This is a genomic window from Pseudomonas sp. 51_B, assembly GCF_017491595.1.
Lineage (GTDB): Bacteria > Pseudomonadota > Gammaproteobacteria > Pseudomonadales > Pseudomonadaceae > Aquipseudomonas > Aquipseudomonas promysalinigenes.
Window position 1 is genome coordinate 66,519 of the sequence record NZ_JAFGYW010000018.1, and the last position, 14,655, is coordinate 81,173.

A 14,655-nucleotide genomic window follows, 5' to 3' on the forward strand; every position below is an offset into this window, starting at 1 on the left:
CCTACTCGAGGCACTCCATGCTACATCCTGAACTTGAAGCGTTTCTGGACCTGGCTCAAGCCAATGCTGACAACCTACCCATGCATCAGCTGAGCCCTGCCGAGGCCCGGCGGGCCTTCCAGCAATCTACCGAGCAATTGCAATGGGCTGCGCCGGATGAGCTGGCTGTCGAAGCACTGAGTGCGCCTGCCAGGGACGGTGCACTCATCCCGCTGCGCCTTTACCGGCCGCCGCAGGCAGACGACCTGTTGCCAGTACTGGTGTATTTCCATGGCGGCGGGTTTGTTGTAGGCAGCCTGGATAGCCACGATGGCGTTTGCCGCGAGCTGTGTGCCAGGGCTGGTTGTGCCGTGTTGGCGGTGGGTTACCGTCTGGCACCGGAGCATCGTTTTCCGGTTGCCGTGCACGACGGCGAGGATTGCCTTGAGTGGCTGGCCAGCCAGGCAGCGGCGCTGGGCCTTGACCGTGCCCGTGTTGCATTCGGTGGCGACAGCGCAGGCGCGACCCTGGCGACGGTGCTGGCCATTGCTGCTGCCCGGCAGGGGGAGCGCGCACGGCTTGTCCCTCGCGCTCAGTTGCTATGTTACCCAGTGACCGATGCCAGCCGGCAGAGTGTCTCGCGCACGCTGTTCGGCGAAGGTTACCTGCTTGAGAGCGATACCCTGGAGTGGTTCTATGACCATTACGCGCGTACCGCGAAAGACCGTGAAGACTGGCGCTTTTCACCGCTGCTGGCCGAGGACCTGAGCGGTGTGGCGCCGGCCATCGTCGCCTTGGCCGGGCTCGATCCGTTGCTCGATGAGGGGCGGGCCTACGTGGAGCGGTTGCGCCAGGCTGGGGTTGCGGTCCAGGTGATGGAGCTGCCGGGGCTGACCCATGATTTGCTGCGCATGGCCGCAGTGCTGCCGCAGGTACTGCAGGTGCATGAGCGACTGAGTGCGGCGCTGGCTCGAGCTTTGGGGTAAGGGGGATCAGGGGGGCGCTTTGGGTGTTTAGCGCCTGGGAGAGCGAGCACCGCTTGTGCGGTGCATCGCGAGCTGTGCTCGCTCTTACACGTTCGCGCATGTCTCAAGGCCTGCGCAGGCCCGGAGGGTCTAGCGGCGAAGAGTTCTGCGCGGTGGATGGCACCGGCTAAGCCCGTATTCGCGGCTAAAACCGCGAATACGGGCGGGTGCCTGACTTGGCCGAGAACTCAGAAATCGCCTTTCAAAGTCACCATGAAGTTACGGGGCTCGCCGTAATAGTTGCCCCACCCGGTGGCCCCGATGGTGCTGTAGTACTTCTTGTCGAACAGGTTGTTGCCATTGACCGCAACGGTCCAGTTCTGGTCGATGCGGTACTGCACACGGCCACTGAACAGCGTGTAGCCCGGCTGCTCGATGCGCGTGGTGCCCTGACGGCGGAAGTTATCGCTCTGGCTGGTCACTCCCGCGCCCAGGGTCCAGCGGTCCAGCGCGCCGTCGAGCTGGTAGTCACCCCAGACTTTGACCATGTGACGTGGAATGAAGCTTGAGGTGAACGTCAGTTCCGTTGGGTCGGTATCGTTGATGGTTTTCAGGTATTTGGTCTGGGTATAGGTGTAGCCAGCCAGCAGTTGCAGGCGATCGATCGGCGATCCGCTGATCTCAGCCTCGAAGCCCTGAGCACGCACCTTGCCGCTGTCGCTGTAGCAGTAACCGTCACTGGAGCCGCCGCAGACATTTTCATAGTCGGTTTCTGCGCGGTGATCCTCGATGGTACGGAACAGGTTGAACGAGGTGTTCAGGTTGCCATCGAGCAGCTCGCCTTTGATACCCAGCTCATAACTGCCACCGGTTTTGGGCTGCAGTGATTTGCCATCGGCAGTGGTCAGGTTGCCTTGTGGCTGGAAGATCTGCGCGTAGCTGGCGTAGGCGGTCCACTGGTCGTTCAGGTCGTAGAGCAGCGCGCCGAAGGGGGTGACTTCACCATTTTCCTTGCTGCGAATATGTTCCCAGGTATCCCAGCGCTGGGTATACGAGTCGCGATCGTTGCGGTACCAGCTGACGCGGCTACCCAGCACCAGCGTAAGGGGTTCGGCCAGTTTCAGCCGCAGGTTGGCATAAGTGCCCCACTGAGTGGTGGTGGAATCGGTAGGGAACGGCCCGCCACGCAGGGTGCCGGTCTGGTAGTCGGCTTTGCTAGGGCGCGGGAAGTTATCCGATGGGTCGAAGGGGTTTTGCGTGCCGCTCAGAGCCAGTAGCGCGAAATAGTCGTGATTCTTCTGGCGACTGGCATTGGCCCCGATAATCAGCTCATGCTCCAGGCCGAAGGCCTCGAACTTGCCATCGATGTAGCTATCGAAGCCGTAGTCGGTCTGGTCGTAATCGAAGCGACCGGCATAACGGCCCATAGCGCCAGTGCTAGCGCCTACCGGCACGGCGCCTTCAGAGTAACCGTACTCGATGTTCTGGTTGTTGTGGGTATACACCGAGGCGAAGTTAAGCGACCAGTCATCGTTGAAGCGGTGTTTGAGGTCAGCGAAGCCTGTGATGCGCTCGCTTTGCAGGTCGTTCCAGCTGGCGCCCAGGCAGGTCGAGCGGGATAGCTTCAGGTCACTGCCGTTGGCGTATCGTGGCAGGCCATGATAGCAAGGTGAGGCATCGACATCCTCGTAGGCAAGGCCCAAGCCCAAGGTCGTGTCGGGCGTCACATCCCAGTCGATGGCGCCGTAAGCGACACGGTCCTGACGATCGGCGTTGTCGTAGAAATACTGTTTGTCCTGAAGCGCCGCTACCGCTCGGCCGCGCACGGTTCCCGATTCGTTGAGCGGCCCACCCACATCCACTTGGCTGCGGTAGTTGTCCCAACTGCCGGCGGACAGGGTAACGCTGGTGTGCGCCTTGTCTTGCCCCCGCTTGCGCACGAAGTTCACGCCGCCGGCCGAGGAGCCGGAGCCCTTCATCATGCCGGCTGCGCCCTTGAGGATTTCCACGCGGTCGTAGAACGCCATGTCGCTGGAAAAACTGTTGGCCTGCACGTAGTTGCCACCCACATCCAAGGGCACGCCGTCGTACTGGTACTGGCCGTCGAGGTTGAAGCCGCGCGAGTAGAAATACTTGCCGCCCATGGGCGAATCGTAGGTGGTGATACCGGGCGTCTTGTCCAACACCTGCTCGAGGGTGTTGAGGTTTTGGTCATCGAGCATCTTGCGGGTCATGACCGTGACCGACTGCGGCGTTTCTTTGAGCGTGTGCACGCCTTTGCCGATGGTCACGGCACGTGCAGCGTACGAGTTGGTCCCCTCACTGGTGGCGCTGAGCGTGTTGGCGTCGATGTTCAAAGGTCCCAGCTCCATCGCCGATGACGCCGATGCGCCAGTCAGGATCACCGTCTGGCCGTCGAGCTGGTAGTTCAGGCCGCTGTCACGCAGCAGCAGGCGCAGTGCCTGTTCAGGCTCCATAGTGCCCTTGATAGCGGGGGCGGTGGTGTTACGCACGCTTTGCGGGCTGTAGAGCAACTGCAGATCAGCCTGTTGCGCCAGAGCATTGAGTGCGCCGGCGAGCCCCTGCGATGGGATGTTGAGCTGTACGGGTTCGGCGTAAGCATGCATCGAGGCGGCCAGCGCACAGGCCAGTAGCGTCGGAGATGCCAAGGTCAAGGATTTCCTGCGAACCGCCCGGGCGAGCGGCGAAACCGTATTAGTGATCATGCGGATACTCAGTGTTAGCAGATAGATTACTTATGAGAGTTATTTGCATTTATGTAACGTTCGGATGCCCCAGAACCGGAAAGCTCAATGTGAAAATTCTGTGATTTCTTCTTCCACGCGCTTGCCGTTGCGCAGGCGCAGCAGGTGGTCGGCCACATCGAAGTAGCGATCGTCATGGCTGATGACGATGATGGTCTTGCCCATACGTTTGAGCTCCGGCAGCAGCTCGGTATAGAAGATGCGCCGGAATGTCGGGTCCTGGTCGGCCGCCCATTCGTCGAACACCAGCACAGGGCGCCGCTCCAGCCAAGCGTTGATCAGCGCCAAGCGTTTGCGTTGCCCGGTGGACAAATCCGTGGTGGTGAAGGCCCCGTCGCGGATCTGCACCTTGTGGGCGATTTCCAGTCGTTGTAAATAGTTGCCGGCGTCCTCGGGCAACGCCTGGCCGTCCTGCAGCAGGTCATCGAACAGGTAATAGTCGGCAAACACGGTGGTGAACAGCTGGCGGTAGTCGTCGCGGTTGCTGGCGGTAACGCTCTGGCCGTCCAGTACTATCTCGCCTTCATGGGGCGCGTACAGGCCCAGCAGCAGCTTGATCAGGGTGGTCTTGCCGCAGCCGTTCTCGCCGACGATGAACAGGATGTCGCCCTGTTCTATTCGCAGGTTGATCGGCCCAAGGGCGAATGGCGCAGCACCTTCTACTGGCGGGAAGGCAAAGCGCACATTGCGCAGCTCCAGGCTTTGGATTTCCCGGTCAGGCACATCAGGGGCATCGAGCAGCAGGTGCGGTTCGGGCGAGGAAAACTGCTGCGACAGCTCGGCAATGCGACGCAAGGCAATCTGCGCGCGGCTGACGATGGGCAGGGTCGAGACCAAGTGCTCAAGTGGCCCTTTCATGTACAGCAACACCAGCACGAAGCCGCTGGTCACCTTGGGGTCGCTGACCAGTTGCGCCTGTTGCAGGGCCAGCACCAGGCCGATCACCACAAAGAACAGCATCGAGCCAAGGCTTTTGGCGATGACGAAAATGTTGATCGAGCGCACGTGAGTGTCGCGGATGTAGTTCGCCGTACGGCTGATGCGGTCGTTGAACATACGCTGGCGACGCGGGCGGCTGATGCGCAGTTCCTTGGCACCAGAAGCTACACCGTCGTAATGCTTCTGCAATTCGTCTTCAGCTTCACGGGCCGCGTTGAACCCCCGGATGCCACGTATGCGTGCGATGTATTGCACGCCTGTACCTATCAGCACCGCAAGCGCGGCGATCAGAAACATAGGCCAGGATAAGTGCGCCAGATACCCCAGGCAGCCCAGGGTCACCGACAGCGAGATGGCCAGCGGTGCGAACGCGAAGGCGAAGTCACTGATGGTGTCAACGTCATGGGTCAGCACCGGTATCAGGCGGTGGCTGCGGTAGCGCTCGATCTGCTCGATCGGCGCACTGAGCACTTTTTCGCCCAGGTCACGGCGCAAGCTCGCGATCACGTGCTGGCCGACATAGTTGGTGCCGATGTCCGAGGCGATGGATGCGCCCAGCGCCACCAGGCAAATGCCCGCGAACGCCAGCACCACGCCCCAGCTCAGTGCACCAGGGGTATGCAAGAGATTGTTGATGTTGGCCAGCAGCACGGTAATGCAGAGGCCGCCCACGATACCAAGGCCGATGGCAGCGGCGACGATCAGGCGGTAGGGTTTGAGCAAGCCGAGGAGTTCGCGAAGTGCGCCAGGGGACGATCGGTTCATTGTGGGTTCCTGGTGGATGCGCGCGAGCGCTTTGGGCGCTGCGTCAGGCAGGCGCCGTGCGGGCCATTGCCCTGTGAGGAAGACGTTCGAGAAGGGTTCTTATTTAGCAAGCCCAGGCTATCGAGCCTGGGTCGTCTGGATGACCGCGCGGGTTACAGCTCTCGAGCTACCCGAAACCCCAACCAGTCGCCGCGTACATAGGGTTCGCGGTAGTTGCGGTTACCCGAGCGGGAAAACACCGGCGCTTCACTGTAGTCGTTGCCGCGGATGTGGTTGTACTCGCAGCTTGCTTCCATCCACGCGCTGCCATCGCTGGGCGCGCCTACGTAGCTGTCGTGCATGCAGTCGGCTACCCATTCGTAGACGTTGCCGTGCATGTCGTAGAGGCCGAAGGCGTTAGCCGGGAAGCTGCCGGCAGGCGAGGTGTAGTTAAAGCCGTCGGCGGCGCCGTAGGTGTTGGCGTGTTTGGCGATGCTGTATTGCTTGCCTTTGTCGAACGGGAACGGGAATGGGCCGCTGGAGCCTGCACGGGCGCCATATTCACGTTCGGCCTCGCTGAGCATGCGGTAGTGCTTGCCGGTTTTCTTGGACAGCCAGGCAACGTAGGCCTTGACCTCGTCATAGCTGATGCATACCGCCGGTTGGTCCGGGCCTTGCGGGTAGCTAGGCTTGCCATTGGTGCAGCGCCGGCCTGGGCGGTCGTCGCCGTCGGGCAGGGTGACCTTGGCTTCGCGTTGCCAGGCTTGCATCTGCTTGGCCTGGACCTGGAAGCGGCTGACCGCAAAGGGCTTGGCGAAGGTCACGGTGTGCATCGGGCCTTCGTCGGGCTGGCGGCCCACTTCATCATCCGGCACGCCCATGGTGAAGCTGCCGGCGGGCAGCACCACCATCTCCGGGCAATCCTTGCAGTCCTTGAAAATCTTGCCGGGTTTGGGCGCGTCGGCGGCCAAGGCCGGGGCGCTGGCGAACAGGGCGGCCATCAGGGCCAAGGGTTTGAACATAGCCATAGGGTTCTCTTCAAAGGCAACAATGTCAGGTGAGTTGTGGCGCGAGGATCGCCATCAACCGGTCGATCTCGGCTTCGTCGTTGAGCAGGCTTGGGGCCAGGCGCACCACTGGGCCGACGTCACGGTCGACGGCATCACTGATGACCTTGTTGGCCATCAGGTGGCGGGCGACGGCGTCGCAGTCGCGGCCTTCGACGCGAAAGAAGGTGAACCCTGCGGAAAGCTGGCTGCTGCGAGGGGTGACCAGCTGCACTTTGGGGTGCTCGGCCAGCCGCTGCTTGAGGTAGTCATTGAGTTGATGCACGCGAGCCTGGACATCGGCCTTGCCCAGTTGCAGGTGCAGCTCGAACGCTTTGCCCAGGGCCAGGCGATGATCGAAGGCGTGGTAACCGCCAGGGGTCATCAAGGTGCCGAAGTTTTCACCTTTGGTGAACGTCGGCAGGCTCGGCACCAGGTAAGGCTGTGGCTTGGCGTGGCGAGCGATGATCACGCCGGTGCCGCGTGGGCCGAACAACCACTTGTGGGTGCCGGCGATGAAGTAGTCGCAGTTGAAGTCAGCGAAGGTTACGTCCTCGATGCCGAACCCGTGTACGCCATCCACCACGTAGATGATTCGGTCTTGCTCGTCGCGTTGCTGGTTGAGCTGGTTCACCAGTTCACCGACCTCGCGGATCGGCAGCTTCACGCCGCTGCCAGACTGCACCCAGGTCATGCCCAGCACACGGGTTTCGGGGCGGATGGCCTGGCGGATATTGCCGAGTATTTCGTCCACCGAAACCTGGTGCGGGTCCTTGAACAGCGCCACCCGGCGCACCTTGGTACCCATAAGCCGTTCGCGGTAATCCAGCCGAGTGTTGGTCGAATAGTGCTCATGGGCGCTGACCAGGATCTCCTTGCCCGGCGCCACCTGCAGGCCGCCATAGATCATCGACAAGCCCTCGGTGGTGCTGCCTGTCAGGGCCACCTGGCCTGGCTGTACGGCGAAGTAGCGCCCAGCCCAGGCACGCACCTGGTTTTCGTAGCCCCACAGTTCTTCGCGGTCCCAATCGACCATTTCGCCGGGGTTCTGATCCAATCGAGTGCGAAAACGGGCGATGGCCTCAGTTACCACGCGCGGGTGGGAGGCGAGCAGGAAATTGCAAAAGTGCAGGTAGGCCGGGTCCAGGTCGAACTGCTGGCGCAGGGCTTGCCATTTGTTCTGGTCGGGCGTTGCCAGCGGCGTGACGGCCAGCGCCGTCTGGGCAAAATTGCCGGTCAGCGGTAGGGCGGCGGCCAGCAGGCCTGCCTGTTTGAGAAAGCGCCGACGTGCGTTCATCAGCCGCGCTCCGCTGGTGTGATGGCACTGGGTTTGGCCAAGCTTTGCACGGTGTCCCACACGCGCAGGAAATTGCCGCCCCACAGCTTGGCGATGTCCGCGTCAGAGTACCCGCGCTGAATCAGCTCGGCGGTGACGTTGCGCGATTCACCGACGTTCATCCACCCCGTGACGCCGCCGCCATCGTTGAAGTCCGAGGCGATGCCAACATGGTCGATGCCGATTTTGCGCACGGTATAGTCGATGGCGTCGACCAGGTCCTTGACCGTGGCGCGGGGCTCTTCGTCGAGGATGGCGTACAGCGCGCTGGCGTACTCACCGAACCGCTTTTCCGGCCAGATGGCAATGATCGCATCGCCCGGCATCAAGGCATTGGCAAGGCCCGTCAAGGGCTGCAGGTCGAAGCGTTTGCGCAGCGCGTTGAGTTTGTCCAGGGTGCCTTGGCTCAGGGGCTTGAGGTAGGCGGGAAAACCCACCACCTGAACCACACCGCCGCTGCGTTTGATCGCTTGCAGTTCGTGGTCGCTCAAGTTGCGCGGGATATCTACCAGCGCTCGCGGTGCCGAGTGGGAGGCGACCATCGGCGCACGGCTCAGGCGGGCCACGTCTTCCAGGGCCAGGGTCGACATCTGCGAGACATCGATGATCACGCCAAGGTCGTTGAGCCGAGCCACCGCTTGCTCACCCAGCGGCGATAGGCCGCCCAGGGCGTCAGGGGTGTCGTTGAGAAACGGCAGCGGGCGCGAGGAGTCGGCCCAGTCATTGTTGCCCACGTAGCTGAAACCGAACATGCGCATGCCGCGCGCAGCCCAGGTGTCCAGGGCATCGAGGTCGTGCCCCAGGGGATAGGCGTTGAGCATGCTGAGGAAGATGGCAAATTTGCCCTCGCCATGCAGGCGGCGAAAATCGGCGGGGGTATAGGCGATGGCAACCTGGTTGGGGTAATCGCGGACCATGCCGGTAAGGATCTTGTAGCGCATTTCCTGCTGCAGGCGCGCTTCATCGACAAAGGCCGCGGTGGGGCGATGGGGCGCGTTGTCGCCGTTCCAGATTTCCGGCCAGCCAAAGATCGTCAGCGCAGCGCCTGACAAACGCCCCCGCCCAGCCTTGACCAGGTCGAACTGGCCGCTGCCATCCTTGTCGGCCTCTTTGCCTTCGGTGCCAAAATCCAGCGGTACGGTGATGTGGCTGTCGAAAGAAAGGATGCGCTCTTGCAGTTGCTCGGCGTGTTTGATCACCTCGCGCGGGTAACCGGCGGGCAGGTAGATGAAGAAATACCAGGCTGCGGCGCCTGCGGCTGCGAGGATAAGGGCCAGGGCTGCGAGGTAGGGGGCCTTGCGCAAGCGTGTCGTATTCATTGCCATCCCGTTGGTTGCCAGGGTCGATACGGCAGCCGCGCTTACCGGGCTTGCCTGTCACGGAGGGACGAGGCCGGCAGCCGGAAATTTAGCAGCGCGCCGGCGTTAAATTTGCCGCGCGGCGTCTCGTTCTAGCTCGATAGGCGTGGCTGACACGGGTACGGATGTGGCGATGAGGTTTTCCAGGCGTGGGTTCATGGTGGGGCTAGCGGTTGCGGGGGCGGCGGGCTCGGCTGCGTGGTATGCGCGCCAGCCCCGGGACTACGACGAGCCGCTGGGCAAGGATGAAGTGCAGACAGCGGGCGAGGCCATTGTCGAAGCAGCCAGCGAGCCCGGCATGCGCATCGCCGACAAACTGCGCGGTATCTGGGACCTGCGCTTGACTGGTGCCGATGCTGGGCTTGAGGGCTTGCCGCTGCAGGGCCTGCAACTGCTGCTCGATGTCGGGCCGACGGGCCGCGCGCTGCGCGGCTTTGTCGATGTCGCACAGCAACTGCGCGGCAACGAACAGCCTCGCTACCGAGTGCTGGGCGAGCTGGTTGCTGCCGATGCGGGCAACGTGCGCTGGCGCCTGGTGCCGGCGGGGGCGTCAGCACCTAGCCATGAGCTGGAGGCGACCCTCGATGATGTATGGGCCTCATGGGGCAATGCGGGCGCAGGCACCCTGACCGGCCGCATCCGGCGCATCGATCGGCCACTGCTGAGCCCTGAGCCTGACAACCAGTTCGTTGCCAGCAAACGCGCCTTCCCCGAAGCACGCCAGGTCACGCCGTTGGCACCCACGCTCATGGCCTGGCTGAACTCCCCGGAGCACCGCCTGTTCCATCAGGTATGGCATGCCACTCGGGACAAATGGCACCGCTTGCCCGAGGCCAAGCGCGATGCCCTGCGAGGCGCTGGCTGGCAACCAGGCCCGCGTGACGCGGAACGCAGCGCTCGGGGCCGGCGCAAGCACCTCAATGGGTCCGGCGAAGATTTTCTGTTCATGCACCGGCACATGCTGGGGCATGCACGCGGCCTGCAGCCTGGCCTGCCGAACTGGACGCAATTGCCACTGCCGTCACCGCAGCTGGAGTACGACCGCTTGGGGTTCATCCGCTATCAGGAGAACCACGATGGCAACTCGGTGCCACCGGCCTGGGTGGCGGCCGATGATGAAGAACTGAGCCAGTGGTTGCATGGCATCAAGGCGGCACAGACTTTCTTCAGTAACTTTCAGGTGTGGGAGTCGCAGTATCAGGACCCGGACTACCTCAGCCGCCTGACCCTGGGAGAATTCGGCTCACAGGTGGAACTGAACATTCATGACTGGTTGCACATGCGCTGGGCCACCGTCACCCGCGACCCCTCCAACGGCGCCCCGGTGATGGGTGACCGCGACCAGACCGATTACGCTGCGCGCTGGTTCCGTGAGGAAAACGACTTCCTGGGCGACCCGTTTTCGTCCCACGTGAACCCAGTGTTCTGGCGCTTTCATGGCTGGATCGACGATCGCATCGAAGACTGGTACCGGGCCCACGAGCGCGCCCATCCGGGTGAAGTGCAGCGCCGGCAGGTCAACGGTGTGTCCTGGTTCGCACCGGGGCGGTGGGTGCAGGTCGGTGACCCATGGCTCGGGCCGATCACCCATGGCTGCGGTGGCATTTCCGATGCTGGAGGCGGGGCGGGGGAGATGGAAGTCGAAGCCATGAAGCTTGCGCTGCGCATTGCCTTCAGCGGTGAGCGGGACGTGGACCCCTTGCTGCGGCGCACCCCGCGCAGGCCTTGGTATGCCCGGCATATCAAACTGCCGGGCAAGGTCTGAACGAGGCTTTAGGGCGACGGGTATCGCGCCCAGCGGTGGCCGGGGCTCCAGCCGACCTGCAAGCCGCTTATCTGCAATTACCCGCCTTGCGATACCCTGCCGCTTGCGCTTGGGCTTCGCTGCCAAACGCCACTTGGTTCTTCTGCGACACCTGGCTGTAACCTGGGCAACCAGTGGCCAGGTGATAGACGTGGCTATTGCGGTTACCCAGCACCGCGCCAGCGCTTAGTGCATTGGCCAGTGTCGGCTCGGCCGGCGCCGGTTTGACAGCCGGTGCCGAGGCAACGCCAGCACCTTGTGGCGTGTAACCCAGCGCCCACTTGCGCTCACCGGTCACGAACGGGTTGCTGTGGCCCATGATCGCGGCAATGCGCTGATCCCGCTGCTTTTCCCAGGCCGTTACCGGGTGCTGCTTGTCCCAGGCCATCAAAACCTGTTGCTGCTGGCGCGACATGCTGAGCTTGTAGCGATCGAACATATAGAACGTGGTGCGCGCTACCAAGCCTTTGACCTCGTCGCGTGGCTCGGCGGTTTTCTGTTGGAAGTCGATCTTGGTGGTGCATTGGCCATACTGCGGCGCAACCCCAGACACCATGCCGTAGTTGAAATTGCTGCGGTCACCATTCACTTCGCCCACCGATGGGTAGAGGTTGAACAGATCGGCCTCCATCGCGCGGAAGGTTGGATCGCTGTCGACACAATGCTCGCGCCCGCCGTTCTGCCAGCATTGGCGCTGGTGGCCGAAGGTCCAGGCCGGGACGATATGCTCCCATTCGGTACGCTCGGCGCGGGTCTGCTGCTTGCGGGTTTCATAGCCGCAGGATTTCAAATCGATGCGCCCGCCTGACTTGCCTACCCAGGTCCACTTGCAGCCACAGTACAAGTCGCCGGTGGCGCTGTTGCTTTGGTCAAGGTAGATCTTCTGTTTCGCGACCACCTTGGCTTCGGTGAAGGTGGCGGGTGGGCTGGCGAAGGCGGCGGGTAGGGCGGCGAAGGCAAGTGCGACGGCGCAGAGCAGTTTCTTCATTGAATTACGTCTTAGGCTTACAAAAAGACGCGATTATACGGATTGTGCCCTGGGGTAGAAGCGGTGAAAGGCTTGCGGTTGAGCGCTGCGCGGCTGTGCAAAGGCGTTCGACAGCTCTCGAGGATACTCGCGCAGAGCTTAATAGCCCCAGTACTGCAGCCCCCACAGCACACCCATGCCAACCCCCAGGGTCAGCAGCGTGCTGCGTGTGCGCCAGGCGACCAGCGCGGCGACGATCGCCGCAGGTAGCTGCGGGTTGCCTATTTCGATGCCAGGCTGCCCGGCCTGGAACACCACCGCCGGCAGTACCAAGGCGGCCAGTACGCTGGCTGGCACGTACACCAGCGCGCGGCGCAAAACCGGTGGAATGCGCAATGCACCATAGAATTCGATGAACGACAGCCGTATCGCGAAAGTGCCCAGGCCGATCAGGGCGAAGGTGACCCAGGGGGATAGCTCGGTCATGGCGTCTGCGCTGCCTTGTTTGCGTCTTTGCGTAGGTGCTCGATGGTCAAGCCGCTGATCACCCCGCCCAGCGACGCGGCCAGCAAACCCAGGTTGTAGGGTAGGTCATGAGCCAGAACCGCCAGCGCACCGCCCGCCACCGCTGCGCCCAGCATTGCCGGGTTACGGATGCTCGGCACCAGCAGGGCCAGGAACGACAAGGGAATGGCAAAGCCCAGCGACCAGGATTGCGGGATGCCGGCACCCAGGTACACACCGGCCAGCACAGCCAGGTTCCAGCCGACCCACATCGGCAGGGCTGTTCCCATGTAGTACGCGAAGGCAGATCGGCCCACCGGGCCGGCGCCGAACTTCAGGCTGCACAGTGCAAAAGCCTGATCGGAGAGCACGAATGCCAACGGCCAAGTCTTGCGCCGCGGCAGGTTACTGAGATGGGGCGCCAGGGCTGCGCTGTACATCACAAAGCGCAGGTTGATCACCAGTGCGGTCACCACCATGGTCAGCGGCAGCGCACCGCTGTGCATCAGTTGCAGCACCACCATCTGCGCAGACCCGGAATAGAACAGCAAAGTCATGCCCATGGCATCGGCAGGCGACATACCGATACCTATGGCAGTCACTCCGGTGATCAAGCCAAAGGGCAGCATGCCGGTCATCAATGGCAGGACCGCGCGGGCACCTTCGCTGAAGGCGGGCATCGCGCCTTGGTGTGACATGGGGTATTCCTTGACGCTCATCGGGGCTGCACAAAGTAAAGGGCGCAGCGCATTGTCACAATGGCTTTTTCGAAACGATCGGTCTGCGCGAGGGCACGCAGGCGTTAGCGGATAAAAAAGACCCGCAGCGCCAGGGCGAGCGGGTCAAATCGGCCTTGGCCGCTCCAGTGTCAGATATGCAGTGCGTGGCCCAGCGCACGCAGCGCCGCTTCCTGCACCGCCTCGCCCAGGGTCGGGTGGGCGTGGATGGTCCCGGCTACATCCTCCAGCCTTGCGCCCATCTCCAGCGACTGCGCGAATGCAGTACTGAGCTCGGACACTCCCACCCCCACCGCCTGCCAACCGACGATCAGGTGATTGTCACGGCGTGCCACCACGCGCACGAAACCGCTGGTCGATTCAAGCGTCATGGCCCTGCCGTTGGCGGCGAACGGGAATTGCGCGACGATGCAGTCGAGCCCAAGCTGGCTGGCTTGCTCGGGCGTGTGGCCCACCACCACCACTTCCGGGTCGGTAAAGCACACCGCGGCGATGGCTGCAGGTTCGAACCGTCGCGCTTTGCCAGCGATGATTTCGGCAACCATCTCACCCTGCGCCATGGCACGGTGGGCAAGCATCGGCTCACCGGCCACGTCACCAATGGCCCAGACGTTGCGCATGCTGGTCTGGCAGCGCGCATCGATGGCGATCGCAGCGCCGTTCATCTTCAGGTCCAGGCATTGCAGGTTGAACCCTTGGGTGTGTGGCCGACGGCCCACGGCCACCAGCACTCGGTCGGCCTCAAGGCGCAGTTGCCCGCCCTGGCCATCGCTGGCCAGCAGGCAGCCGTCTTCATAGCCTTCTACGCTGTGGCCCAGGTACAGGCTGATGCCCAAAGTCTTCAGAGCCTGCGCTACGGGGGCGGTCAGCTCGCTGTCATAGGTCGGCAGAATGCGTTCGCGCGCCTCCACGACGCTCACCTGTGCGCCAAGCTTGCGATAGGCGATGCCCAGTTCCAGGCCGATGTACCCGCCACCCACCACCACCAGATGCTTGGGTAGCGTTGAGGGCGCCAGGGCTTGGGTGGATGAAATGATCGGCCCACCCAAGGGGAGCATTGGCAGTTCGACGCTGGTGGAGCCAGTGGCCAGCAGCAGGTGTTCGCACTGTATACGCTGGCCGTCGACCTCGACCTGCTTGCCATCGAGGATCTTGGCCCAGCCGTGAATCACCTTCACGCCATGTTTCTTCAGCAAGGCAGCCACGCCTGTGGTCAGGCGGTCGACGATGCCATCCTTCCAGGCCACGCTCTGGGCGATATCCAGGCGCAGGTTGTCGACGCTGATGCCCAGTGGCGAATGCCCGGCCAAACGTGCGGTCTGATGGAATTGCTCGGCCACATGGATCAGCGCCTTGGACGGGATGCAGCCAATGTTCAGGCAGGTGCCGCCCAGGGCCTGGCCTTCGATCAGCACCGTAGGAATGCCCAGTTGCCCGGCACGGATAGCGGCTACATAACCTCCCGGGCCACCGCCGACGATCAGCAGGGTAGTATCGATGATCTGCGACAT

11 protein-coding genes are annotated in these 14,655 nt (G+C 62.7%); 2 read left to right on the top strand and 9 right to left on the bottom strand.

Annotation, left to right across the window (positions count from 1 at the left end; translation table 11 throughout):
* The first annotated feature begins 17 nt into the window (after nucleotides 1-17).
* Nucleotides 18-965, top strand: coding sequence for an alpha/beta hydrolase (locus tag J5M56_RS17875; protein ID WP_207937461.1), 948 nt, complete (start codon nucleotides 18-20; stop codon nucleotides 963-965).
* 227 nt (nucleotides 966-1,192) lie between these two features.
* Here J5M56_RS17875 and J5M56_RS17880 read toward each other — a convergent pair whose 3' ends face one another.
* The 5 genes from J5M56_RS17880 to pvdM all read right to left on the bottom strand — a co-directional run bounded on the left by J5M56_RS17880 (nucleotide 1,193) and on the right by pvdM (nucleotide 9,093).
* On the bottom strand, nucleotides 1,193-3,670 hold the full coding sequence (locus J5M56_RS17880; RefSeq protein ID WP_186478780.1) for a TonB-dependent siderophore receptor: 2,478 nt from the start codon (nucleotides 3,668-3,670) through the stop codon (nucleotides 1,193-1,195).
* Between the two features lie 84 nt (nucleotides 3,671-3,754).
* Nucleotides 3,755-5,413 carry a cyclic peptide export ABC transporter gene (locus tag J5M56_RS17885; protein WP_207937462.1) on the bottom strand — a complete coding sequence of 553 codons (1,659 nt, stop codon included), beginning with the start codon at nucleotides 5,411-5,413 and terminating at the stop codon, nucleotides 3,755-3,757.
* Nucleotides 5,414-5,565: 152 nt separating this feature from the next.
* Nucleotides 5,566-6,420 carry a formylglycine-generating enzyme family protein gene (locus J5M56_RS17890; RefSeq protein WP_207937463.1) on the bottom strand — a complete coding sequence of 285 codons (855 nt, stop codon included), beginning with the start codon at nucleotides 6,418-6,420 and terminating at the stop codon, nucleotides 5,566-5,568.
* A 25-nt stretch (nucleotides 6,421-6,445) separates the two neighbouring features.
* Nucleotides 6,446-7,735: a pyoverdine-tailoring periplasmic protein PvdN gene (gene pvdN / locus J5M56_RS17895; RefSeq protein WP_060476968.1), complete on the bottom strand. Its 1,290-nt coding sequence runs from the start codon at nucleotides 7,733-7,735 to the stop codon at nucleotides 6,446-6,448.
* Complete coding sequence (gene pvdM / locus J5M56_RS17900) at nucleotides 7,735-9,093, bottom strand: pyoverdine-tailoring dipeptidase-like protein PvdM (protein WP_207937464.1); 1,359 nt, start codon at nucleotides 9,091-9,093, stop codon at nucleotides 7,735-7,737. The genes pvdN and pvdM overlap by 1 nt, the downstream gene beginning before the upstream one ends.
* 172 nt (nucleotides 9,094-9,265) lie before the next feature.
* Between pvdM and J5M56_RS17905 the strand changes: the two genes are divergently transcribed.
* A complete protein-coding gene (locus J5M56_RS17905; RefSeq protein ID WP_207937465.1) occupies nucleotides 9,266-10,897 on the top strand; it encodes a twin-arginine translocation signal domain-containing protein in 1,632 nt (543 codons plus the stop codon).
* A 67-nt stretch (nucleotides 10,898-10,964) separates the two neighbouring features.
* Here J5M56_RS17905 and J5M56_RS17910 read toward each other — a convergent pair whose 3' ends face one another.
* The 4 genes from J5M56_RS17910 to lpdA all read right to left on the bottom strand — a co-directional run bounded on the left by J5M56_RS17910 (nucleotide 10,965) and on the right by lpdA (nucleotide 14,655).
* Nucleotides 10,965-11,924, bottom strand: a complete 960-nt coding sequence (locus J5M56_RS17910) for an endonuclease (protein WP_207937466.1) — start codon at nucleotides 11,922-11,924, stop codon at nucleotides 10,965-10,967.
* A gap of 138 nt (nucleotides 11,925-12,062) precedes the next feature.
* On the bottom strand, nucleotides 12,063-12,389 hold the full coding sequence (locus J5M56_RS17915; protein ID WP_207937467.1) for an AzlD domain-containing protein: 327 nt from the start codon (nucleotides 12,387-12,389) through the stop codon (nucleotides 12,063-12,065).
* On the bottom strand, nucleotides 12,386-13,105 hold the full coding sequence (locus J5M56_RS17920; RefSeq protein WP_207937468.1) for an AzlC family ABC transporter permease: 720 nt from the start codon (nucleotides 13,103-13,105) through the stop codon (nucleotides 12,386-12,388). Before J5M56_RS17920 ends, J5M56_RS17915 begins: the two co-directional genes overlap by 4 nt.
* A 170-nt stretch (nucleotides 13,106-13,275) precedes the next feature.
* Complete coding sequence (gene lpdA / locus J5M56_RS17925; RefSeq protein ID WP_060476963.1) at nucleotides 13,276-14,655, bottom strand: dihydrolipoyl dehydrogenase; 1,380 nt, start codon at nucleotides 14,653-14,655, stop codon at nucleotides 13,276-13,278.

What these genes read in the sequence shown, in the direction of transcription:
- J5M56_RS17875 (WP_207937461.1), top strand. Translation starts at nt 18, where the DNA reads ATGCTACATCCTGAACTTGAAGCGTTTCTGGACCTGGCTCAAGCCAAT.
- J5M56_RS17880 (WP_186478780.1), bottom strand. Translation starts at nt 3,670, where the DNA reads ATGATCACTAATACGGTTTCGCCGCTCGCCCGGGCGGTTCGCAGGAAA.
- J5M56_RS17885 (WP_207937462.1), bottom strand. Translation starts at nt 5,413, where the DNA reads ATGAACCGATCGTCCCCTGGCGCACTTCGCGAACTCCTCGGCTTGCTC.
- J5M56_RS17890 (WP_207937463.1), bottom strand. Translation starts at nt 6,420, where the DNA reads ATGGCTATGTTCAAACCCTTGGCCCTGATGGCCGCCCTGTTCGCCAGC.
- pvdN (WP_060476968.1), bottom strand. Translation starts at nt 7,735, where the DNA reads ATGAACGCACGTCGGCGCTTTCTCAAACAGGCAGGCCTGCTGGCCGCC.
- pvdM (WP_207937464.1), bottom strand. Translation starts at nt 9,093, where the DNA reads ATGAATACGACACGCTTGCGCAAGGCCCCCTACCTCGCAGCCCTGGCC.
- J5M56_RS17905 (WP_207937465.1), top strand. Translation starts at nt 9,266, where the DNA reads ATGAGGTTTTCCAGGCGTGGGTTCATGGTGGGGCTAGCGGTTGCGGGG.
- J5M56_RS17910 (WP_207937466.1), bottom strand. Translation starts at nt 11,924, where the DNA reads ATGAAGAAACTGCTCTGCGCCGTCGCACTTGCCTTCGCCGCCCTACCC.
- J5M56_RS17915 (WP_207937467.1), bottom strand. Translation starts at nt 12,389, where the DNA reads ATGACCGAGCTATCCCCCTGGGTCACCTTCGCCCTGATCGGCCTGGGC.
- J5M56_RS17920 (WP_207937468.1), bottom strand. Translation starts at nt 13,105, where the DNA reads ATGTCACACCAAGGCGCGATGCCCGCCTTCAGCGAAGGTGCCCGCGCG.
- lpdA (WP_060476963.1), bottom strand. Translation starts at nt 14,655, where the DNA reads ATGTCGCAGATCATCGATACTACCCTGCTGATCGTCGGCGGTGGCCCG.